This window comes from Kribbella sp. NPDC058693 (assembly GCF_042715335.1).
In the GTDB taxonomy this organism is placed as follows: domain Bacteria; phylum Actinomycetota; class Actinomycetes; order Propionibacteriales; family Kribbellaceae; genus Kribbella; species Kribbella jiaozuonensis.
In genome coordinates, this window is the sequence record NZ_JBHXSQ010000005.1 from 464,744 (window position 1) to 487,013 (window position 22,270).

The 22,270-nt window shown below is 67.6% G+C and carries 22 protein-coding genes; 5 read left to right on the forward strand and 17 right to left on the reverse strand.

What is annotated here, in order from left to right:
- From ACFWUU_RS36475 to ACFWUU_RS36520, 10 genes are all read right to left on the reverse strand, one after another.
- A complete protein-coding gene (locus ACFWUU_RS36475; protein ID WP_380182703.1) occupies positions 1-912 on the reverse strand; it encodes a F0F1 ATP synthase subunit gamma in 912 nt (303 codons plus the stop codon).
- A gap of 3 nt (positions 913-915) precedes the next feature.
- On the reverse strand, positions 916-2,553 hold the full coding sequence (atpA, locus tag ACFWUU_RS36480) for a F0F1 ATP synthase subunit alpha (protein ID WP_137259505.1): 1,638 nt from the start codon (positions 2,551-2,553) through the stop codon (positions 916-918).
- 90 nt (positions 2,554-2,643) lie between these two features.
- The gene (locus ACFWUU_RS36485) at positions 2,644-3,441 is read right to left on the reverse strand and encodes a F0F1 ATP synthase subunit delta (protein ID WP_137259506.1); all 798 of its coding nucleotides are present in this window, start codon (positions 3,439-3,441) and stop codon (positions 2,644-2,646) included.
- On the reverse strand, positions 3,441-4,013 hold the full coding sequence (locus ACFWUU_RS36490) for a F0F1 ATP synthase subunit B (RefSeq protein ID WP_137259507.1): 573 nt from the start codon (positions 4,011-4,013) through the stop codon (positions 3,441-3,443). The genes ACFWUU_RS36485 and ACFWUU_RS36490 overlap by 1 nt, the downstream gene beginning before the upstream one ends.
- Before the next feature lie 32 nt (positions 4,014-4,045).
- The gene (gene atpE / locus ACFWUU_RS36495; protein WP_130448646.1) at positions 4,046-4,270 is read right to left on the reverse strand and encodes an ATP synthase F0 subunit C; all 225 of its coding nucleotides are present in this window, start codon (positions 4,268-4,270) and stop codon (positions 4,046-4,048) included.
- Positions 4,271-4,346: 76 nt separating this feature from the next.
- Positions 4,347-5,129 (reverse strand): F0F1 ATP synthase subunit A, encoded by a 783-nt coding sequence (gene atpB, locus ACFWUU_RS36500; protein ID WP_137259508.1) that lies wholly within the window; start codon positions 5,127-5,129, stop codon positions 4,347-4,349.
- A gap of 118 nt (positions 5,130-5,247) precedes the next feature.
- On the reverse strand, positions 5,248-5,460 hold the full coding sequence (locus tag ACFWUU_RS36505; protein ID WP_137259509.1) for a hypothetical protein: 213 nt from the start codon (positions 5,458-5,460) through the stop codon (positions 5,248-5,250).
- Positions 5,461-5,550: 90 nt separating this feature from the next.
- Positions 5,551-6,015 (reverse strand): hypothetical protein, encoded by a 465-nt coding sequence (locus ACFWUU_RS36510; RefSeq protein WP_137259510.1) that lies wholly within the window; start codon positions 6,013-6,015, stop codon positions 5,551-5,553.
- Between the two features lie 204 nt (positions 6,016-6,219).
- Positions 6,220-7,338, reverse strand: coding sequence for a glycosyltransferase family 4 protein (locus tag ACFWUU_RS36515; RefSeq protein WP_130448638.1), 1,119 nt, complete (start codon positions 7,336-7,338; stop codon positions 6,220-6,222).
- Positions 7,338-8,105, reverse strand: coding sequence for an L-threonylcarbamoyladenylate synthase (locus ACFWUU_RS36520; protein ID WP_380182705.1), 768 nt, complete (start codon positions 8,103-8,105; stop codon positions 7,338-7,340). The genes ACFWUU_RS36515 and ACFWUU_RS36520 overlap by 1 nt, the downstream gene beginning before the upstream one ends.
- A gap of 178 nt (positions 8,106-8,283) precedes the next feature.
- On the opposite strand from ACFWUU_RS36520, the gene ACFWUU_RS36525 reads away from it, so the two are divergent.
- Together ACFWUU_RS36525 and ACFWUU_RS36530 are read left to right on the forward strand one after the other, a co-directional pair.
- On the forward strand, positions 8,284-9,033 hold the full coding sequence (locus tag ACFWUU_RS36525; RefSeq protein ID WP_380182706.1) for an L-threonylcarbamoyladenylate synthase: 750 nt from the start codon (positions 8,284-8,286) through the stop codon (positions 9,031-9,033).
- Positions 9,024-9,716 (forward strand): hypothetical protein, encoded by a 693-nt coding sequence (locus tag ACFWUU_RS36530; protein ID WP_380182707.1) that lies wholly within the window; start codon positions 9,024-9,026, stop codon positions 9,714-9,716. Before ACFWUU_RS36525 ends, ACFWUU_RS36530 begins: the two co-directional genes overlap by 10 nt.
- Here ACFWUU_RS36530 and ACFWUU_RS36535 read toward each other — a convergent pair.
- Positions 9,708-10,379: an L-threonylcarbamoyladenylate synthase gene (locus tag ACFWUU_RS36535; protein WP_380182709.1), complete on the reverse strand. Its 672-nt coding sequence runs from the start codon at positions 10,377-10,379 to the stop codon at positions 9,708-9,710. The genes ACFWUU_RS36530 and ACFWUU_RS36535 overlap by 9 nt on opposite strands.
- Positions 10,380-10,525: 146 nt before the next feature.
- On the opposite strand from ACFWUU_RS36535, the gene ACFWUU_RS36540 reads away from it, so the two are divergent.
- From ACFWUU_RS36540 to ACFWUU_RS36550, 3 genes are read left to right on the forward strand one after another with little or no spacing between them, the layout of a single operon-like run.
- Positions 10,526-11,551 carry an adenosine deaminase gene (locus ACFWUU_RS36540; RefSeq protein WP_380182711.1) on the forward strand — a complete coding sequence of 342 codons (1,026 nt, stop codon included), beginning with the start codon at positions 10,526-10,528 and terminating at the stop codon, positions 11,549-11,551.
- Positions 11,552-11,568: 17 nt separating this feature from the next.
- Entirely contained in the window at positions 11,569-14,379 is a 2,811-nt protein-coding gene (locus ACFWUU_RS36545) for a BTAD domain-containing putative transcriptional regulator (protein ID WP_380182713.1), read from the forward strand.
- A 39-nt stretch (positions 14,380-14,418) separates the two neighbouring features.
- The gene (locus tag ACFWUU_RS36550) at positions 14,419-15,333 is read left to right on the forward strand and encodes a hypothetical protein (RefSeq protein ID WP_380182715.1); all 915 of its coding nucleotides are present in this window, start codon (positions 14,419-14,421) and stop codon (positions 15,331-15,333) included.
- A 28-nt stretch (positions 15,334-15,361) separates the two neighbouring features.
- On the opposite strand, the gene prmC is transcribed toward ACFWUU_RS36550, so the two are convergent.
- From prmC to thrC, 6 genes are all read right to left on the reverse strand, one after another.
- A complete protein-coding gene (gene prmC, locus ACFWUU_RS36555) occupies positions 15,362-16,189 on the reverse strand; it encodes a peptide chain release factor N(5)-glutamine methyltransferase (RefSeq protein WP_380182904.1) in 828 nt (275 codons plus the stop codon).
- On the reverse strand, positions 16,180-17,256 hold the full coding sequence (gene prfA, locus ACFWUU_RS36560) for a peptide chain release factor 1 (RefSeq protein WP_380182717.1): 1,077 nt from the start codon (positions 17,254-17,256) through the stop codon (positions 16,180-16,182). The genes prmC and prfA overlap by 10 nt, the downstream gene beginning before the upstream one ends.
- Before the next feature lie 91 nt (positions 17,257-17,347).
- Entirely contained in the window at positions 17,348-17,554 is a 207-nt protein-coding gene (rpmE, locus tag ACFWUU_RS36565; RefSeq protein ID WP_137259516.1) for a 50S ribosomal protein L31, read from the reverse strand.
- A gap of 127 nt (positions 17,555-17,681) precedes the next feature.
- Positions 17,682-19,889 carry a transcription termination factor Rho gene (gene rho / locus ACFWUU_RS36570; RefSeq protein WP_380182719.1) on the reverse strand — a complete coding sequence of 736 codons (2,208 nt, stop codon included), beginning with the start codon at positions 19,887-19,889 and terminating at the stop codon, positions 17,682-17,684.
- A gap of 325 nt (positions 19,890-20,214) precedes the next feature.
- Complete coding sequence (thrB, locus tag ACFWUU_RS36575; protein WP_380182721.1) at positions 20,215-21,195, reverse strand: homoserine kinase; 981 nt, start codon at positions 21,193-21,195, stop codon at positions 20,215-20,217.
- A gap of 10 nt (positions 21,196-21,205) precedes the next feature.
- Positions 21,206-22,270 carry a threonine synthase gene (gene thrC / locus ACFWUU_RS36580; RefSeq protein ID WP_137259518.1) on the reverse strand — a complete coding sequence of 355 codons (1,065 nt, stop codon included), beginning with the start codon at positions 22,268-22,270 and terminating at the stop codon, positions 21,206-21,208.

Here is a 22,270-nt window from a genome sequence, read left to right on the forward strand (position 1 = left end):
TCACTCGCTCCCGGCGCTCGCGTCGGCCAGCGCGCTGGCGCCACCGACGATCTCGCTGATTTCCTGGGTAATTTGCGCCTGCCGGGCCTGGTTCAGGTCCCGGGTCAGGCTCTCGATCAGGTCCTGCGCGTTGTCGGTCGCGGACTTCATCGCCCGCTGCCGGTTGGCCAGCTCGGAGGCCGCTGCCTGCAGCATGCAGTAGTGGATCCGGCTGGCGACGTACTTCGGCAGCAGTCCGTCGAGCACCTCTTCGGCGGACGGCTCGAACTCGTACAGCGGCAGCACGTCGTCCGCCGCCGGCGCCTCCTCGCCCTCGACGACCTCCAACGGCAGCAGCCGGATCACGTCCGGGCGCTGGGTCAGCATCGACACGAACCGGGTGAAGACGATGTGGATCTCGTCCACGCCGCCCTCCTCGGTCGGGGTCAGGAAGGACTCGATCAGGGCGTCGGCGATCTCCCGGGCGCGGGCGAACGACGGCGCATCGGAGTCACCGCTCCACGAATCGGCGACGTCACGCTGCCGGAAGTGGTAGTACGCGATGCCCTTACGGCCGCTGAGGAACGAGACGATCTCCTTCTCGTCCTCGCGCAGCATCTGGTGCAGCCGCTCCCCTTCGCGGATCACGTTCGCCGAGTACGCACCGGCCTGACCGCGGTCGGAGGTGATCAGCAGTACCGCGGCCCGCTTCGGGTTCGGCTTCTCGGTGGTCAGCGGGTGGTCGACGTTCGAGAACGTCGCCACCGCCGACACGGCGCGGGTGAGCTCACGCGCGTACGGACCGGCCGCCTGGGCGCGCTGCTGCGCCTTGACGATCCGGGACGCCGCGATGAGCTCCATCGCACGGGTGAGCTTCTTGATCGTGGAGACCGAGGCCTTCCGATCACGAAGCTCCCGCAAGTTGGCCGGCATCGGTCAGCCCCGCTTCTGCTTGACGATCTGCTCCTGCTCGACGTCCTCTTCGTCCATCGCCTCGGCCTCGGCCTCGGTACCCAGCAGGGTGCCCTCGGAGGTCTGGAACGTCGGCTTGAACGCCTCCAGCGCGTCGGTGACGGCCTGCGCCTCGTCGTCGCCGAACAGGCCGGACTCGCGGATACCCTCGAGCACCTTGCTCTCGCGCCGCAGGTAGTCCAGGAAGTCCCGCTCGAAGCGGAGTACGTCGTTGACCGGTACGTCGTCGAAGTGGCCGCGGGTACCGGACCAGATGGAGACGATCTGGTCCTCCACCGGGTACGGCGAGTACTGCGGCTGACGCAGCAGCTGGACCAGCCGCTGACCGCGGTCGAGCTGCCGGCGGGAGGTGGCGTCGAGGTCGGACGCGAACATCGCGAACGCCTCCATCGCACGGAACTGGGCCAGGTCGATCTTCAGCGAGCCGGACACGTTCTTCATGCCCTTGACCTGCGCGGCGCCGCCGACCCGGGAGACCGAGATACCGACGTCGATGGCCGGCCGGATGTTGGCGTTGAACAGGTCCGACTGCAGGAAGATCTGGCCGTCGGTGATCGAGATGACGTTGGTCGGGATGAACGCCGAGACGTCGTTGGCCTTGGTCTCGATGATCGGCAGACCGGTCATCGAGCCCGCGCCGAGCTCGTCGGACAGCTTCGCGCAGCGCTCCAGCAGCCGGCTGTGCAGGTAGAAGACGTCACCCGGGTACGCCTCGCGGCCCGGCGGGCGGCGCAGCAGCAGCGACATCGCGCGGTACGCCTCGGCCTGCTTGGTCAGGTCGTCGAAGACGATCAGCACGTGCTTGCCCTGGTACATCCAGTGCTGGCCGATGGCCGAGCCGGTGTACGGCGCGACGTACTTGAAGCCGGCCGGGTCGGACGCCGGGGAAGCGACGATCGTCGTGTACTCCATCGCGCCGGCCTCTTCGAGCGAACCGCGCACAGCGGCGATCGTCGAGCCCTTCTGGCCGATGGCGACGTAGATGCAGCGGACCTGCTTGTCCGGGTCGCCGGACTCCCAGTTCGCCTTCTGGTTGATGATCGTGTCGATCGCGATCGCGGTCTTGCCGGTCTTGCGGTCGCCGATGATCAGCTCGCGCTGACCGCGGCCGATCGGGATCATCCCGTCGATCGCCTTGATACCGGTCTGCAGCGGCTGGCGGACCTCCTGACGGTCCATCACGCCGGCCGCCTGCAGCTCCAGCGCGCGGTCGCCCTCGATGCCCTGGATCTCGCCCAGACCGTCGATCGGCTTGCCCAGCGGGTCGACGACCCGGCCGAGGTAGCCCTCGCCGACCGGCACCGACAGCACCTGGCCGGTACGGCGGACCTGCTGGCCCTCCTCGATCCCGTCGAACTCACCGAGTACGACGACACCGATGTCGCGGACGTCCAGGTTCAGCGCGATCCCCCGGGTGCCGTCCTCGAACTCGAGCAGCTCGTTGGTCATCGCCGAGGGCAGACCCTCGACGTGCGCGATACCGTCACCCGCGTCGACGACGGTGCCGACCTCTTCGGCGGCCGTCTCGGCCGGTTGGTACTCGGTGACGAACCGATCCAGGGCGTCCCGGATCTCCTCCGGCCTGATCGTGAGCTCAGCCATTGTGTTTCCTGCTTCCTTGACCCTTGCTGGCCTGTTGTGGCTCTAAAGGCTTTCCCGACCCTTAGCGCCGCTGTATGTCGTTAAGGGGGTTCAGCCCGCGATGCGCCGTTGCGCTTCGTCGAGCCTGGCCGCGATGGTTCCGTCGATCACTTCGTCGCCGATGTCCACCCGGACGCCGCCGACCACGTTCGGGTCGACGATCACGTTCAGCTGGATGTCCCGGCCGTACTGCCGTCCGAGCGCCGTCGCGAGCCGGGTACGTTCGGCCTCGCTCAGGTCGGCTGCCACCCGCACGGTCGCGATGCTGGCGTTGCGCCGGGCCGCCGCGGCGACCTGGTACGACCGCATCGCAGCGGCGAAGCTGCGGCCCCGGCCGTCCACCGCACGCTCGGCCAGCCGCACCGTGACGGCGTCGGCCTTGCCCTGCAGCAGTCCGCCGAGCAGTTCCTGCCGGGCGTCGACGGGGATCCTGCGGTCGCTGAGCGTCTCGCTCAGTCCCCGCTCGGCCGCGACGATCCGGTCCAGCCGGAACAGCTCGTCCTCCACGTCGTCCAGCTTGCGCCGGCCGTCCGCGAACGCGACCTCGGCCTCGATGCTCAGCTGGTCCAGCGCGTCCGCGAGATCGCGGCTGCTGACCCAGCGCCCGGCTGCGGCCACGGACAGGATCTCCTGCGTCTGGGCGGAGATCTTGCCGCCGAACAACTGCTGCACCAGGGCGACCCGGGCGTCCCGCGGCCGGGCCGGATCGGTCAGCGCACGCCGGAGCGCGCCGGTACCGTCCAGCAGCTTGGCGACCGAGAACAGCTCGCCGCCCAGCCCTTCGGACACCGTGACGCCCGCCAGGGCCTCTTCGGCCCGGGCGAGTGACTCGTGCGACGCGCCGCGCATCAGCCGTCCGTTCCGACGGCCTGACGAGCCGACTCCGACTCCTCCAGCTCGGCCAGGAAGCGCTCGACGGTGCGACGCTGACGCGCCTCGTCCTCGAGCGACTCACCGACGATCCGGCCGGCCAGGGTGGTCGCCATCGTGCCGACCTCACTGCGCAGCGAGGCGACCGCCTGGGCCCGCTCGGCGTCGATCTGGGTGCGCGCGTGCGTGACGATCCGCTCGGCCTCCACGTTCGCCTGCTCGCGCATCTCCGCGATGATCGCCGCACCCTGCTCGCGGGCGTCCTCGCGGATCTTCGCAGCCTCCTGGCGGGCCTCCGCCAGCTGCGCGTTGTACTTCTCCAAAGCAGCCTTCGCCTCGGCCTGGGCCTGCTTGGCCTCTTCCATCCCGCCTTCGATGGCCGCGGTCCGATCGGCGTACGCCTTCTCGAACTTCGGGACGACGACCTTGGCGAAGAGAATGGCCAGCAGGACCAGGAAGACGAAGCCAAAGATGATCTCTGGGGTGTGCGGCAGCAGCGGGTTCACGTCCTCACCGGCTGCCTCGCTGAGCGGTAGCACCAACGTCGTCATGTCTGCGTCCTGTCAGTCAGTCCGGAAAGGGGTCAGCTGGCCTTGAAGACGAAGGCGAGCGCGATACCGATGATCGCCAGAACCTCGGTGACGCCGAAGCCGATCCACGCGATCGACTGCAGCTTGCTCTGGGCCTCCGGCTGACGCGCGGTGCCGTTGATGACGGCAGCGAAGATCAGACCGACGCCGACGCCCGGGCCGATCGCGGCGAGGCCGTAGCCGAGGACTGCGATGTTGCCGGCAATCTCGAGAGCCATTTCAGGTGTTTCCTTTCGGTACGGATAGGGACTATCCGGGTTTCCGTTACTACGGGTCTGGTGGGGGTACTGCGGATCAGTGGTCGTCGGCGATGGCGCTGCCGATGTACTGCGCGGTCAGCACCACGAAGATGTACGCCTGGATGCACTGGACGAACAGCTCCAGCCCGGCGATCGCGAGGCCCATGATGAACGTGATGATGCCGACGCCGCCGAGGAAGATCTTCCCCGACTCGAACACCATGTAGTGGCCGCCGAGCACGAACACCAGCAGCAGGATGTGACCGGCGAACATGTTGGCGAACAACCGCAGGCTCAGCGAGATCGGCCGGACCAGGATGTTCGAGATGAACTCGATCGGGATCATCAGCGGCATCAGCCAGATCGGCACGCCGGCCGGCATGGTCTGGTGCTTGAAGTAGCCCCAGACGCCGTGCTTGCGGACACCGACCGCGTTGTAGATGACCCAGCTCATGATCGCGGCCACGTACGCCCAGCCGATGTGGCTGAAGGTCGGGAACTGGACCAGCGGGATCGTCCCGGCGACGTTGTTCAGCAGGATGAAGTAGAACAGGCCGCACAGGTACGGCACGTACTTCATGTACTCCTGGCTGCCGATCGCGTCGCGGGCGATCGAGTTACGGACGAAGTTGTAGCCGAGCTCGCCCGCGAACTGCAGTTTGCTCGGGACGATCGCGGACTTACGGGACGCACCCCAGTAGAACCAGGCGATCACGACGACGGACAGCGCGGCCACCAGCACAGGCTTGGTGAACCAGGCCACGCCATCGATGATGGGCGGGGTGTCGAAGCTCTGGGGACCGGGCGGGATGAACTCGGTCGGAACGCCGGCAATCACCGGGTCTCCTCTCGCGTCGTGCTCAAGTCGGACGCCTTGTACGTAAGGGCAGGGCGGCTCAGGGCATGGCGGTCAACAACGTCAGACCCGGTGCGGATCGCGCCGTACCCCGAAGGGATCAGGACTTTCCGTACCGGAAGTGCAGCATCAGGATGGTGAGCCCGGCACCGAGGACGATGCCCACCGGAAGCAAGAATTCGGTACCGAAGAGGCGATCCAGCCCGAAGCCGATGCCCCCGTAGATCAGGACACCGCCGATCAAGTAGGACAGGACCCGCCAGCCGTCGCCCGAGTTCGGGGGTGATGGCTTCGGATCCTGATGCTCGCTCATTGGCACCCGAAACGTACCAGTTGGCGACAGATGCGGTCACATCGGGCCCCGTAATCTCCACCACAGCAGGGAAATCGTTACCTAGGGTGCTCATGCGGTCACCTCTTTGTCGAGGTCGTAGATCGGCACGCGGAGCCGGGACCAGGCCCAGATCTCGCCGGCCATCCAGCCCATCACGACGACCAGGGCGACCAGGCCGAGCACGGTCAGATTCACGTGCCTGGCCAGGCTGTCCGAGCTCAGCGCGACCGCGAGCAGACCGCCGAAGATCGCGATCCGGCCGGTGTACGACGCCATCGCGACCGCGAGCTGCATGGTCGGAGAAGTCTTGCGGGACAGGTGCAGCGCGATCAGGCCGGCGCCGGAGAAGACGATCACCATCAGCAGGCCGAGCAGCGCGCCCCAGAGACCGGCGACACCGGCCGCGACCGTGGACACCGCGGTCGCGTTGACTCCGACGACCAGCGCGGCGATCAGCGCGCCACGCAGCATTGCCAGCGCCGGGTGCTTTGTCGCTTGTCCGGCGGTTTTCGGGCTGTGGGCCGTAGGAGCCATCTGGTGGTTCCGTCCTGCTGGCGAAACTGGCTCGCGGCCAGTTCGTCGGGTGGGCGGGGTCAGGGGTGTCGCTGTTCTTTGCTGGTGCTTGTGAAAACTAGCACAAAGTCTGCACAGTCAGCAAAACGAGGTTCCCTCCCGCTGTACAGCCACACCTTATCGGTATGCCAGGAAGGTGAGTGGTCTGGTCCCGGCCCGCGGGGATCAAACCTTGGCGAGCGGTTTCCGGGATCGCCTCGGAAGACCGGTCGTGAGCAGGACCGCGGTGACCGCGACGGCCAGCACGATCAGGGCCGTCCACCAGTACAGGACCAGGCCGAGCACCACCACGCCGTACGCGATGAGGGCGGTCCAGAGGTACATCAGCAGGACGGCGCGGCGGTGTGAGTGGCCGCGTTGCATCAGGCGGTGGTGGAGGTGCTGCTTGTCGGCCGCGAACGGCGAGCGGCCGGCCTTGGTACGGCGGATGTAGGCCAGCGTCAGGTCCAGCGCGGGGATCGCGAGGATGGCGATTGGTAGCACCAACGGAAGCAGTGCGGGCAGCAGGCTCGAGCCGCCGACCTCGTACGGGACGGCGTTCGGGTCCATCTGGCCGGTCAGGCTGATCGTCGACGCGGCCAGCATCAGGCCGATCAGCAGGGCGCCGGAGTCGCCCATGAAAACCCTTGCGGGGAAGAAGTTGTGCGGCAGGAAGCCGAGGCAGGCGCCGGCCAGCGCGACCGTGATCAGCGTCGAGGTGGTTGCCCGGTCGAGGTTCTCGTGGAAGTTCAGCAGGTACGAGTACGCGAAGAACGCGGTCGCGCCGATCGCGGTGACACCGGCCGCGAGCCCGTCCAGGCCGTCGACGAAGTTCACCGCGTTGCAGGAGACCAGCAGGATGCCGGCCGTCAGGACCGCCAGCTGTGCCGGTGAGGGCGAGATCACCCCGCCGGGCAGCGGCAGCCAGTACAACTGGATGCCTTGGACAACGAGTACGCCGACTGCGAGCACCTCACCGGCCAGCTTGGTGATCGCGTCCAGCTCGTACAGGTCGTCGACCACGCCGACCGCGCAGATCACCACGCCGCCGATCAGGATCGCCCGGGCGTCGTGCGCGACCTGCAGGCTATTACCCAGGAACGGCAGGCTGGAAGCGACCGCGAACCCGGCGATCAGGCCGCCGAGGATCGACAGGCCGCCGAAGTACGGGATCGGTACCTTGTGCACGTCCCGGGCCCGGACCTTGGCGACCGCGCCGTACCGCAGCGCGATCTGCCGGGCCACGCCGGTCAGCAAGAAGGTCGTGGCCATCGCCACGAACAGGACCAGCAGGTACTCGCGCACTAGTCCGCAGGCCTCGCATCGGGATCGGTCGTGTCCTCGTCGTCCTTCTCGGACTTGGACGCCTCGACCGGCTCATCAGTTGGCTCGGCTTCGTCCGGCTTGGTCTCGTCGGGCTTCGGTTCGTCGTCCTCGGTGCTTACCTCGGGTACGACGACGCGCAGCTGCTCGAGCGAGAGGGCGCCGACGCGGACCACCCGGGGTGTGTCGCCGGTGACGTCGACGATCGTCGACGGCTCCCCGCCGGTGACCTGGCCGCCGTCGAGGTAGACCGCGACCGACTCGGCCAGCTGCTCCTCGGCGTCGTACACGTCCATCGCCGCGGGCTGACCGGACTTGTTCGCCGAGCTGACCGCGAGCGGTCCGGTCCGGGACAGCAGCTCGCGGGTGTTCTCGTGATCCGGGACCCGCAGCGCGACGGTGCCCTGGGTCTCCCCCAGGTCCCACATCAGCGAGGTCTGCGCGTGGCAGATCAGCGTCAGCGGGCCGGGCCAGAACTCCTGCGCGAGCTTGCGGCCGTTGTCCGGTACGTCGGTGGCGAGCGCGTCCAGCGACTCGACCACCGAGATCAGCACAGTGGGAGGCAGTTGACGGGTGTGGCCCTTCGCCTCAAGCAGCCGACTGACCGCATCGGACTTGAACGCATCGGCCGCCACCCCATACACCGTATCGGTCGGCATGACAACTAGGTCTCCCGCCTCGATGGCATCTACAGCTGCGCGAAACGCAGGAGCCAGTTCCTCGCCCGTGAACTCGTAGCGATCACTCACGGAGGCATGGTGTCACCCGAGCCGGTCCGGCCACCACTCGGCCCCACTGAGACTCTCGACTGCGCGCTGGCAAGATTCTTACGCGACGTCACAATGCGTCAGGACATCTCGAGGCAAGTTGCGGTAGCCTCGTGTCGCCTGAAGCTGGTCAGGCAAGGGATGGAACGGCAGGGCAATCATGCCGAAGAAAGTCGAAGTCTTCAGGCTGCATACGTCCGGCCTGCTTCGCCATGGCGACGTGTTCCACACGATCGAGACGCTCAAGACTGGGGGGTTGTGCGTCGTCCCGTCCGACACGTCCTACGCACTTGCGGGAGCTCCGATGGTCCGCGGCGTGTGTCGGGATGTCAATCTCATATTGTCCAAAGGCGATCAGAAGATTCCCTTGGCCTTCGGGACACAGGTCATGGCCGAACGTTATGTTTCGTTCAACCGGCGTGCCTTACACCTGATTGACCAGGAAACGCCGGGTCCAATAACCATCGTGGCACCGATGTCGACACGACTGTCGGTCGAGCGACGGCAGGCTCTATCTCGCGCGCTAAACACAAACAATGAGATCGGCGTCCGCTTCTCGGAATCGATCATTGAGAGCCGATTGTCAAGTGAGATCGACATGCCGCTCACGACCTCGGCGATCCTCTATAGCAATGGCACGGCGGTCAAGAACTTCGACGACGCCGTCGAGATCGTCCAAGAGGGAATGGACAATAGAGAGATCCACCGCGAATTGGTAGCGATCCGGCGTGGATCGCTGATTCGAGCAGGCGAACTGAGCACGGTTGTCGAGCCGAGACCAATGCTCCGAACAGGTGATGGGCCGTCTCTCGTTATCCATCGAGAAGGATCGATTTCCGAGCAAAAACTGCTGCGCTCTGTTCGAGCCCTCGAACGGTACAGCCTCCGGGACGTCAGTGAATGGACATGAACCCGGTCCGCGCCGCGGCAAGTGATGCGGCACTGGTCGCTTCGAGCATCTTCGCGAGTGATGACGAACAGGAGACTGCCCAGCGACTCCTTGCCGTCGTCGAGGCAGGTGCGTCTGACGCGCCCACCGCCTTGGACGAGTTGAAACTGCTGGCCCAGGACGTCGAATCGCGCCAGCACGGCTTTCGCGGCGATTGGTCGGAGAACCGCCAGCAACTGGACGAGAGCATCTCGCAACTCGAGGAGCGACTCGTTCGTGAAATCAAGGACCGCAAAGAGCAACAAGCAAGGGACGCGCAGCGACTACTCGCTGCGGTCATCTGCAGCGGCCTGGCTACGATGGCCGCCGCCGCATACATCCTCGTGTTCGCGGCCGATTCCGATGCCTACTTCGCGGCAGCCGCCGTTTTGGTCCTCGCGTCGACTCTGAGTCTATGCCTGATCTTCGCACGCCTATTCCAGAACACCCGCGAAGCCCTTGAGCGCCTTGACGAAAAGATAGTTGCTGTCAGGTTTCTCCGGATGGCGCTGCATCCTAATTGGACAGGCTCAGAGAGCGATCGTCTGCTTGGTCCCGCTGTCGCGATGTTCGCACAACATTTCGCGCCGACGTCTCAAACGCTCGGAACCGAGGACATGTCTCAGCTCGGCCTGACCTCAAAGGTGGGTAAGCCTTCAGCCTGACCTGCGCCGTCGGCGAGCGGGCGGATCGATTTCGATCTCTGGGGCGATCTCCTGGAGCGCGTTAAGATCAATCCCGCCAGCTCGGACCAGGCGCGGTTTGTTTCCGGTGAGCGCGACGATCGTCGACGGTTGACCGCTTGTGGCCGGACCACCGTCCAAGTACACCGCGACGGCCTCCTGCAACTGCGATCTCGCGTCATCGATATCGACAGCGGCCGGCAGTCCAGACAGGTTCGCCGAACTGACAGCGAGCGGCCCCGTCCGCGACAGTAGCTCACGGGTGTTCTCGTGGTCCGGAACCCGAAGTGCGACGGTGCCATCCGTCTCGCCAAGATCCCAGGACAAGGCATCGTGAGCGCGGCAGATGATGGTGAGCGGCCCGGGCCAGAACTCTTTGCACAGAACCCGGCCGACGTCAGGCACATCGACGGTCAAAGAGTCAAGCGCGTCAACAGTCGGGATAAGGACAGGCGGTGGCATGTCTCGACCTCGGCCCTTCGCGTCCAGCAAGCGCTGAACCGCGTTGGCTTTAAATGCGTCCGCTGCGATTCCGTAGACCGTGTCAGTGGGGAGAACCACTAGATCGCCGGCCGCGATGGCATGCGCTGCCGCACGAAAGGCAGGCGTGAGTTCATCTCCGATGAAGTCGAAACACACACTCACCCCCGCATACTCGCATCATTGGGCGCCAGGGCTCCACCCGGGCCCGTAGAGCGGACCCGATCCCACGATGCGGGACCTCCTGAGAACTGACAAGGGATTGTTAGCTTCCGGGCAGCTCGGTCGCGAATTCTCTTAGGATCCCGGGCATGACTGTGTCGCGTGAGTTCCTGGCCGGGTTGCCGAAGGCCGAGTTGCATGTCCACCACGTCGGGTCCGCGTCGCCGCGGATCGTCGCCGAGCTCGCCGCGCGGCACCCGGGATCGCCGGTGCCGGCCGATCCGGGCGCGCTGACGGAGTACTTCAAGTTCAGCGACTTCGCGCATTTCATCGACATCTACCTGTCCGTCGTCGAGCTGATCAAGACGCCGGAGGACGTGCGGCTGCTGACGTACGAGATCGCCCGCGAGATGGCCGAGCAGCAGAACCTCCGGTACGCCGAGCTCACGGTCACGCCGTACACCTCGGTGGTGCGCGGGATCCAGGCCGAGGCGTTCTGCGAGGCGATCGAGGACGCGCGGGTCGCGGCCGAGAAGGAGTTCGGCCTGGTGCTGCGGTGGATCTTCGACATCTCCGGTGAGGCAGGGATCCCGGCCGCCGACGAGACGCTGCGGATCGCGACCAAGATCCGTCCGGAGGGGCTGGTCGGCTTCGGGCTCGGCGGCCCGGAGATCGGCGTACCGCGGCCGCAGTTCCAGCCGCATTTCGAGGCGGCGATCGCGGCCGGGCTGCACAGCGTGCCGCACGCGGGCGAGACGACCGGGCCGCAGACGATCTGGGACGCGGTCCGGATGCTGAAGGCCGAGCGGATCGGGCACGGTACGTCGACGATGCAGGATCCGGAGCTGGTCGAGTACCTGCGCGAGCACCGGATCCCGCTGGAGGTCAGCCCGACGTCGAACATCGCCACCCGCGCGGTCGCGTCGTACGACGTCCACCCGCTGCGCGCGATGGTCGACGCCGGCCTGGTCGTCACGATCAACTCCGACGACCCGCCGATGTTCGGCACCGACCTCAGCAACGAGTACGTCGTCGCGTCGCAGCTGCTGGACCTGGACGCGACCGGCGCCGCCGAGCTGGCGAAGACCGCCGTGCGGGTGTCGTTCGCCGATGAATCGGTGAAGGACTCGCTGCTGACCGAGATCGACGCCTACCTCGAGCAGAACAAGCAGTAGCTGACAGACTATGCACCGTGACGGATGACCTGCGGCTGGACCTCCTGGGCCCGCTGCGCGGTTGGGCCGGTGAGCGCCGGCTCGATCTCGGGCCGATCCGTCAGCAGACTCTGCTCGCGGTCCTGGCGCTGCGGCCGAACCAGGTCATCTCCGCCGACGAGTTGGTCGAGCTCGTCTGGAGTGATGCGCCGCCGTCGACGGGCGCCAAGATCGTTCCGCCGTACATCTATCGGCTGCGCAAGTTGCTGCCGGAAGGCGTGCTGGTGCATACACGGGACGGGTACAGCTTGCGGCTGGCTCCTGGTGCTTCGGACCTGGAGCGGTTCGAGAGCCTCGTCAGCGCTGGTCATGCGGATCGGGACAAGGACCGGGCCGCGGCGAGGCTGTCGGAGGCGCTGGAGCTGTTCACCGGCGAGCCTTTCAGCGGTCTCGCCGGGCATTACCTCAGCGTGCAGCGCCACCGGCTGACCGAGCGGCGCTTGAAGGTCCTGGCCGAGCGGATCGAGCTGGATCTCGAGCGCGGCCGGTACGGCGATCTCGTGCCGGAGCTGGTCGCGCTGGTGGAGGAGGACCGGCTGCGGGAGCAGTTCGCCGGGCAGCTGATGCTCGCGTACTGGCGCAGCGGCCGGATCTCCGAAGCGCTCGACACGTATGCGCGCACACGGCAGGAGTTGATCGAGCAGCTCGGCGTCGAGCCCGGTCCGGAGCTGCGTGCGATCCACGAGCGGATCCTGCAGAACGACGAGCCAATTGCGCGTCCAGCGGTGCGTGACGAGCTGCCCTACGACGGTGCCGCGTTCGTCGGGCGGGACGACGTACTGAAGCAGGTGGTCGACGCACTGCACACTGCAGGGCCTGCGGTCGTTGCGATCGACGGTATGGCGGGTGTTGGGAAGACTGCGCTCGCTGTGCGCGCTGCACGGCAGCTGGGCGACGTGTATCCGGACGGGCGGCTGTTCATCGATCTGCACGGGTACACGCCGGGGCATGAGCCGGTGTCGGCGTTGCAGGCAGTGGATCGGTTGCTGCGCACGCTGTCCGTCCCGGCTGAGCGGATCCCGGCGGACCTCGAGGAGCGGGCTGCGCTGTGGCGGTCTGAGTTGGCGGGGCGGCGCATCCTCGTCGTACTCGACAATGCGCCGGACAGTGCGGCCGTGCGGCCGTTGCTGGCGGGCGGTCCGCGCTGTGGCGTGCTGGTGACGAGTCGACGGCAGCTGACTGGTCTGGACGCGACCGCACGGCTGGCGCTCGACGTACTGCTGCCTGAGGATGCGCGGGAGTTGCTGGCGGAGATCGTCGGACCGGACCGCGCAGGCTCAGCAGGCGCGGCGGCCGAGGTGGTGAGCCAGTGTGGTCATCTCCCGTTGGCAATCCGGGTCGCTGGAGCGCGTCTGCGGCACCGGCCGAGCTGGACGATCGAGCACCTGTCCAAACGACTCGACGCCGAGGACAGGCGGCTGGCCGAGCTCAGCACGGACAGTGGCGGGGTCTCCCCCGCATTCGCCTTGTCCTACGACAGTCTGCCGCCGGACCAGCAGCGCCTGTTCCGTCTGCTCGGTGCGATGACCGGACAGGACATCGAGATGTACGCCGCTGCCGCACTGGCCGATCTGGACGTGGTGGAAGCAGAGGACCTGCTGGAGCAGCTCGTCGACGCCAATCTGCTGCTGCAGCTGCGTCCTGGGCGTTTCCAGTTCCACGACCTGCTGCGGCAGTACGCACGGACGCTGGCGCCGGAGCCGGACGCAGTACGGCGTTTGGTGGACTACTACCTCTACGCGACCGCTGAGGCGAGTGCTGCGATCTTCGGCAGTCGGCTGCACCCGCTGCCGGAGCCGGCCACGGTCCGGTTGCCTGAGTTCGCCTCGGTGGCAGAGGGACTGGCGTGGATCGACGCTGAGGGCGCCAACGTGCTGGCGACGATTCGGTACGCCGAGTCGAGCGGTGCGCTGGAGCACGTGTGGCGGACCGGTCTGTCGGTGGCGTCGTGCTTCTTCCAGCGTGGCCGGGTCTACGAGCTGGACGAGGCGCACCAGCTGAGCCTGCGTGCGGCTGAGGGTGATGCGGAGGCGGAGTCTCGCGTGCTGCTGTCGATCGGCAGTCTCGGGCGTTACCGGTTGGGCGCGGAGGAGAGTCTGCGGACGCTGCTGGCGGCGCGAGACAAGCTCCCGGAGAACGCGGACCTGACGCTGCGGGCGCGGTTGCTGGCGTCGATCGGGTACAGCCAGGCGAAACTGCGGCCGGACGAGGAGGCTCTCGCCGTACTCGATGATGCGCTGCAGGCGTCCCGGCAGGCGGACGACCGGAGCATCGCGGCGCGGGTGCTGGCGTATCTCGGGGTGACGTACAGCGATCGGCTGGAGTTCGCGCAGGCCTTGACGGCGTACCAGGAGTCGCTGGCACAGGGCGATCTCGGCGTACAGCCCGAAGTACTGAACGGGATCGGCGAGTGTCTGCTCGAGTTGGACCGCGTGGACGAGGCCGTCACTGCATTGACGAACGCGCGCGACCTCGGCGTTGAACGTGGGTCCGACTACAGCCTGATCTACACCTACGCCTTCCTCGGTACGGCGTACGCGCGGCGGCGGCAGTGGAACGAGGCGCTCGACTTCGGGCGCCAGGCGGTCGAACTGGCGCAGGACAGCGACTCGACGGAGTCGCAGCAGAACGCTTACGTGCGGCTCGCCGAAACGCTGCTCGCCAAGGGAGATCTCGCCCGCGCGCGGCCGCATTTCGCCCGGGCGATGGAGCTCGCGGTCGTCGACGGACAGGAGTCGATGATCCTGCGCGCGGCCAGTGGGCTCGCTCGGACCAGCCCGGCTGCGTGAGTGGTGTGGTTGGCTGGTGCGGTGCGGAAGGTGTGTGGGGTGCTGGCCGTCGGACTGCTGTGCCTGGCGGCCTGCAGCGACACACCCTCCCCCGCACCGGCCGGCTCGCCGTCGCCGACACCTGTGCGCAGTACGGCGACTCCGCCTCCTCCGCCGGCGGATGGTGAGCTGCCGCGGGGCGGGCGGGTGATCTTTCCGAAGTACCAACTGGTCGGGTACGTCGGCCTGCCGGGATCGCCTGCGCTCGGGCCGCTGGACAAGGACCTCGACGCGAAGGCGGCCAAGCTGGAGAAGCTGGCGCAGGCGTACGCGGCCGGTCGGACGCCGCAGCCGGTGATGGAGCTGATCGCGGTCGTCGCTCGTGGGTCTCGCGGCAAGGACGGGATGTATCGCGGGCGGCTGGAGGACTCGGCGATCGAGCAATACCTGGCGGTCGCGCGGAAGCACAAGATGCTGCTGCTGCTCGACATCCAGCCGGGGCGGGCGAAGATCCTGCCGGAGGTGAAGCGGCTCGAGCGGTGGTTGAAGGAGCCGGACGTGGGGCTGGCGTTCGATCCCGAGTGGGCGGTCGGTCCGGGGCAGGTGCCGGGTCGGGTCTTCGGGCATACGACGGGCGCGGAGCTCGACAGCATCGCGGCGTACCTCTCGGGGCTGGTGACGGCGAACGACCTGCCCGAGAAGGTGTTCGTGTTCCATCAGCTGTCAGCGCGGATCGTCAGCAACGAGAAGGCGCTGAAGCCGCATCCGGGCGTGGTCACGATCAAGTCGGTCGACGGGATCGGCGCTCGGACGGACAAGCTCAAGACGTGGGTCAAGCTGACGACGAGCCTGCCGCCGGCTGTGCACGCCGGGTTCAAACTCTTCTACACCGAGGACACGCGACACGGTCCGTTGATGACACCACCGCAGGTGCTCGCGCTGAAACCGCGCCCGGAGTTGGTGATCTACGAGTGATCACCTTCACGAACATGGCCGACAGTCGTTAGATTCGGCGGCCGGTGGTGAAGCGGTGGCGGTTGGCGAGGTCTAGTTGGTCTCGGATTTCGGTGAAGGAGGCGGTGGTGGTGAAGACGGCTGGGGCCGACTCGCCCTGGACGTCGGCGTGTTCGCAGGCGAACCAGCCGCCGGGTTTGAGCAGGCGGGCCGCGGTGGCGGCGACGACCTTGATCTCGTCGAGGCCGTCGTCACCGGACCAGAGTGCGAGCGCCGGGTCGTGGTCGCGCACCTCGGCGGTGACGGACTCCCAGGCGGTCAACGGGATGTACGGCGGGTTGGAGATCACCGCGTCCACCTGCCCGTCGAACTCCGGCAGACAACCATCGATGTCACCCTCGTGCAGGACCGCGCCGGTGCCCGCCAGATTCCGTCGGGCCCAGACACATGCCTCGGGCGACAACTCGACGGCATGCACGATGCTGTCCGGTCGCTCGGTCGCCACGGCACCCGCAATCGCGCCCGATCCGGAGCAGAGGTCGACCACCAACGGGTTCTTCACGCCGGCGATCCGCTCGAGCATCCACCCGACCATCACCTCGGTCTCCGGCCGCGGCACAAACACCCCCGGCCCCACCGCCAGCTCCCGATACCGGAACCCCGCCGTACCAGTCAGATGCTGCAACGGCTCCCGAGCCGCCCGGCGCGCAATCAACTCCTCATACGCCCGCAGTTGCTCCACCGTCGGCTCAACCAGATGCATCCGACTCGACCCAGTGACAAACGCAAGCAACTCAGCAGCGTCGTACTCAGGCGAAGCCACCCCAGCCGCAGTCAGCTTCGCTGCAGCCTCCGCGAGCAGAGTTCTCACTGGGATTCGACGGCCTCGAGGCGGGCGGTCAGGTCGGCCTCGGTGAGGGCTGTGATGACGGGCTCCAGCTCGCCGCCAAGGACCTGGTCGAGGTTGTGGGCCTTGTAGCCGACGCGGTGGTCCGAGAAGCGGTTCTCGGGGAAGTTGTACGTGCGGACCCGCTCCGACCGGTCGACCGTCCTGATCTGCAAGCGACGCGCGTCCGACGCCTCCTGATCAGCCGCCTCCTGCGCAGCAGCCAGCAGCCGCGAACGCAGTACCCGCATCGCCTGCTCGCGGTTCTGCAGCTGGGACTTCTCGTTCTGCATCGACACCACGATGCCGGTCGGCAGGTGCGTGATGCGTACGGCGGAGTCCGTCGTGTTCACGCTCTGCCCGCCCGGACCCGACGACCGGAACACGTCGATCCGCAGGTCGTTCGGGTCGATCTCGACATCGACGTCCTCGGCCTCCGGCAGCACCAGCACGCCGGCCGCGGACGTGTGGATCCGCCCCTGCGACTCGGTCACCGGCACCCGCTGCACGCGATGCACGCCGCCCTCGAACTTCAGCTTCGCGTACGGCGCATCGCCCGGCTCCGGCGTACCTTTCGCCTTCACCGCGACCGTGATCGACTTGTACCCTCCCAGGTCGGACTCGGCCGAGTCGAGCACCTCGGTCTTCCAGTTCTGCGACTCGGCGTACTTCAGGTACATCTTCAGCAGGTCGCCGGCGAACAGTGCGGACTCGTCGCCGCCCTCACCCGCCTTGATCTCGAGGATCGCGTCCTTGTCGTCGTTGGGGTCCCGCGGCACGAGCAGCGTCTGCAGCCGCTCCGCCAGCTCGTCGCGGCGGGCGGTCAGCCGCGTCGCCTCCTCGGCGAACGCCGGGTCCTCGTGCGCCAACTCCCGCGCGGCCTCGATGTCGTCCCCGGTCTGCTGCCACTCGTCGTACGTACGAACCACCGGCGCCAGCGCGGCGTACCGCTTGCCGACCCGGCGGGCGTTGGCCTGGTCGGAGTGCAGCTCCGGCTGAGCCATCTGCCGCTCGAGCTCGGCGTACTCCGCCTTGAGCGTCTCGACTGCCTCGAACATCTCGCACTCCTCCTCTCGGAACCACCGCTGACAACACAAACCGCGCGCCGGTCCCGCCCATGACAGGCGGAACCGGCGCGCGGCAGGAAAGCTACTTCTTGGCGTACCGCTTCTCGAAGCGGGCGACCCGGCCGCCGGTGTCGAGGATCTTCTGCTTGCCGGTGTAGAACGGGTGGCACTGCGAGCAGACGTCGGCGTGGATCACGCCGTTCTCCGCGGTGGAGCGGGTCTGGAACGTGGCGCCACAGGTGCACGTCACCGTGGTCTCGACGTACGTCGGGTGAATGTCAGCCTTCACAACAAGTCTCCTAGGAAGTATCAAGCGCCCCGGGTCGTCCACACGGGCGTGAACGTGAACCGGAACCGACGTACCAGTTTGCCATCCGCGGACGGCAAACTGGTAATCGAGGGTCGATCAGCTCTGGTCAGTCGCCGTTGGTCGTGCTGTGCGACGTACCAGTTGACGGGGTGGTCTTGTTGACCTGGAGCAGGAACTCGATGTTCGACTTGCTCTCCTTGAGCTTGCCGATCAGCAGTTCCAGCGCCGCCTGGCCGTCGAGTGCGGACAGCACCCGACGCAGCTTCCAGACCACCTGGGTCTCGTCCTTCGACATCAGCAGCTCCTCGCGGCGGGTGCCGGAGGCGACGACGTCGATGGCCGGGAAGATCCGCCGGTCGGCGAACTCGCGGCGCAGCCGGAGCTCCATGTTGCCGGTGCCCTTGAACTCCTCGAAGATCACCTCGTCCATCTTCGAGCCGGTCTCGATCAGCGCGGTCGCGAGGATGGTCAGCGAGCCGCCGTCCTCGATGTTGCGGGCCGCACCGAAGAACCGCTTCGGCGGGTACAGCGCGGACGAGTCCACACCACCGGACAGGATCCGGCCGCTGGCGGGTGCCGCGATGTTGTACGCACGGCCCAGCCGGGTGATCGAGTCGAGCAGTACGACGACGTCGTGGCCGAGCTCGACCAGCCGCTTGGCCCGCTCGATCGCCAGCTCCGCGACCGTGGTGTGGTCGTCGGCCGGCCGGTCGAACGTCGAGGCGATGACCTCGCCCTTGACCGTGCGCTGCATGTCGGTGACCTCTTCGGGCCGCTCGTCCACCAGCACGACCATCAGGTGCACTTCGGGGTTGTTCGTGGTGATCGCGTTCGCGAGCGCCTGCAGCACCATCGTCTTACCGGCCTTCGGCGGCGAGACGATCAGGCCGCGCTGACCCTTGCCGATCGGGCTGACGATGTCGACGATCCGGGTGGTGAGGATTCCCGGCTCGGTCTCCAGCCGGAGCCGCTCGGTCGCGTACAGCGGGGTGAGCTTGTTGAAGTCTTGCCGCTGCTTGGCGATCTCCGGGTCGGCGCCGTTGACGGTGTCGATCCGGACCAGCGGGTTGAACTTCTCCTTGCGCTCACCCTCCTGCGGCTGCTTCACCGCACCGGTGATCGCGTCGCCCTTGCGCAGGCCGTAGCGCTTCACCATCGAGAGCGCGACGTACACGTCGTTCGGGCCGGGCAGGTAGCCGCTGGTCCGGACGAACGCGTAGTTGTCGAGTACGTCGAGGATGCCCGCGGCCGGGACCAGGACGTCGTCCTCGCTGATCGTCGGCTCGGCGTCGAACCGCTCGCCGCGACCACGGTTGCGGTTGCTGTCGCGGCCGGTGTCACGACCGCCGTCCCGACCGCTGTCGCGGTTGGTGGGCTGGCCGTCGCGGTTGCGCTCACGGTCGCGACCCCGGCGGCGACGACGGCGTCCGTCGCCTTCCTCGCCGCGGTCGTTCTGGTCCTGGCGGTTCCGCTGGTCACCCTGACCGTCGCGGTTCGTGTCCCGGTTCTGGTTGTCGCGGTTGCGGTCCCGGTTGCCGTCGCGGCCGCCATCACGGTTGCCGTCGCGGTTGCCCTGACCGTCACGCTGACCGTCACGCTGACCGTCACGCTGACCGTCGCGCTGGCCATCACGCTGACCGTCGCGGCTCTGGTTGTCGCGGTTGCGGTCCCGGTTCTGCTCGCGACCCTGGTTGCCGTCGCGGTTGTCCCGGTTGTTGTCGCGGCCACGGTCCCGGTTGCGGGCCTGGCCGTCACCGCGCTCGTCGGCACGGTCGTCCGTGCGATCGTCGGCGCGGTCGTCGCCACGGGTCTCGACCCGCTCGGCGGCGCCGTTCTGGGCGGCGGTGCCGGCGTGCGGCGCAGCGGCCGACGCCTCGGCCGGAGCCGTGGCAGTGGCGGCGGCAGTCACCTCAGGGGCGGCGCCGTTCTGCGCCGGCTCGTCCTTCGGGGTGTCCTTCTGGGCCGCGGCGCGGGTCCGGCGACTGCCGCCCTCGCGCTTGGCCGGCGCCTCGGCGGTCTTCGCCGCGGGCGCAGATGACTCGGCGGCCTCGTCCAGGGTCGGCTGGGTCGCCTTCGCCCGGGAGCCACCGGTCGAGCCGCCCCCGGCGGTGGAACCGCCGGCCTGAGCGGCCTTGATCGCCTCGATCAGCTGGCCCTTGCGCAGTGCGCCGGTGCCCTTGATTCCGAGCGTCCCGGCGAGCTGCTTGAGCTCGGGGAGCAGCATGCCCTCGAGGCCGCCGCCAGCTTTCCGGCGACGCGGCGCGGTGGTCGCCGCGGCGTCTCCTGCGCTGGAGGCTTCTACAGTTTCTGTCACGTGAGGTCCTTCCCACACGGATCGTCGATGCCGATACGGCTCATCGACCAATTTCATTCCACCCACGGCCGCACAACGGGCACGCGGGGTACAAGAGGCTCTCGCTCGATCTGAGTCCCCCCGGACTTCTCCGACGCAGGCGGCGCAAGGTCACATCCACAGGAGGGTCGCCACACAACACAGGGTGCCGGGAGCACAGCCCGGATCGTGACGAGAGTTCACCGATCACCTGGAGGGGATCGGGTGAGTCGAGACTAGCACCACTACGGGTCGTCCGGTTGACTCGGTACGTACAACGCGTGTCAGCGGCTCAGGATTCCCCGCCTCAGCCGGCTTCCATGGACCAGACCTGTACGCCGACTGGTTCAATGCCCAGCTCGTACTTCGTCCAGCCGTCCGGCGGCTCCGGCGTACTCCGGAAGAAGACGCTCTGACCTGCGCTTTTGCTGGCGTGACCGCCGAGTACGGCGACCGTCGGGCCGGCTCCGCTGACGATCGCGGCCAGACCGCTGCCACGCAGTTTGTGCACCAGCGCGAGGCTCTCGGGCATGGCCGGCTCGCGGTACTCCTGGTGCAACCGGTCCTCGGTCGCGGTCAGCAGCAGTTCCAGCCGGCCGGTCATCGCGGCGACGAGCAGTGCGGCCTTGCCTGCGTTCGCGGCGGCGTCGGTGTGGGAAACAACGCCTGGCAGCAGACCGCGCGCCTCTTTGGTCAGCACGCGGTTGTCCGGTACATAGGCAACGGCAGCCAACCCGTCCGCCGGTTCCAACCGAACTGCGCGGCCGGTTTCGCCTTCCGTCCAAGCGATCGTGAACCCACCAAGGGCTGCTGCGGCGACGTTGTCCGGATGCCCTTCGAGCTCGTTCGCCAGTACGACGAGACGCTCGCGATCGACCGGCTCACCGGCCAGCGCGTACGCCGCCGCGAGCCCCCCGACGATCGCTGCCGACGACGAACCGAGCCCGCGACCGTGCGGGATCCGGTTCTCGCACCGCAACGTGAACCCGGGCACCGATGCACCCAACGCCTCGAGCCCGGCCCGGATCGACCGCACCACAAGATGCGTCTCGTCCAGCGGTACTTCGCCTTCGCCGCAGCCGCTCACCTGAACGGTCACCCCGGACGCGCACGGGGTGACGATCAGGTCGTCGTACAGCGTCAGCGCGAGCCCGAACGCGTCGAAGCCCGGCCCGAGGTTGGCACTCGTCGCGGGCACCCGCACCCGGACCTGGTCACACGGTCGCCGGCCGGCCTTCGCCTCCGACCGCTCCGCGGATCCCGTCGCGTCGTCCACCTTGCTCTCCACCGCCCTGACCTCAGGCGAGTCCGGCGACGCGGGCGACGGCGTCGGTGTCGGCCGGGGTGACCGGTGACTCGTCGACGGTCGCGTGATCGAGCGCCGTGTCGATGTCCTTGAGGCCGTGGCCGGTCACCGTGATCACCACGGTCGAGCCGCCCGGCAGCCAGCCCTGGGCCTTCGCGTGCAGCAGACCGGCGACTCCGGCCGCGGAAGCAGGCTCCACGAACACGCCTTCACGTGCGGCGAGCTCACGCTGCGCGCTCAGGATCTGCTCGTCGGTGACGATCTCGATCCGGCCGCCGGACTCGTCCCGCGCAGCCTCGGCCAGCGTCCAGGACGCCGGGTTCCCGACCCGGATCGCGGTGGCCGCGGTCTCCGGCTTCTCCACGATCGCGCCGCGCACGATCGGCGCCGCGCCCTCGGCCTGGAAACCCCACATCTGCGGGGTCTTCGAAGCCAGCTTGTCCTTCGCGTACTCCTGGTAGCCCTTCCAGTAGGCCGCGATGTTGCCCGCGTTGCCGACCGGAAGCAGGTGCAGATCGGGAGCGTCGCCGAGCGCGTCGCACACCTCGAACGCCGCGGTCTTCTGCCCTTCCAGGCGGACCGGGTTGACCGAGTTCACCAGGGCGACCGGGTAGTGCTTGCCCAGTTCACGGACGATCCGCAGGCAGTCGTCGAACCCGCCGTCGATCTGCACGAGCTTGGCGCCGTGCACGACCGCCTGGGCGAGCTTGCCCTTGGCGATCCGGCCGGCCGGGATCAGCACCAGCGGGACCATCCCGGCCCGAACGGCGTACGCCGCGGCCGAGGCCGACGTGTTACCGGTCGAGGCGCAGACGACCGCCTTGTCGCCGGCCTGTGCGGCGAGCGAGATCGCCACGGTCATGCCGCGGTCCTTGAACGAGCCGGTCGGATTGTTGCCCTCGACCTTCAGCCAGACCTCGCAGCCGGTCTGCTCGCTCAGCCACTGCGCGGCCACCAGCGGCGTACCGCCCTCGCCGAGCGTGACGACCGGCGTGTCCGCGGACACGGGAAGCCGGTCTCGGTATTCCTCGATCACGCCCTGCCACTGGTGAGCCAT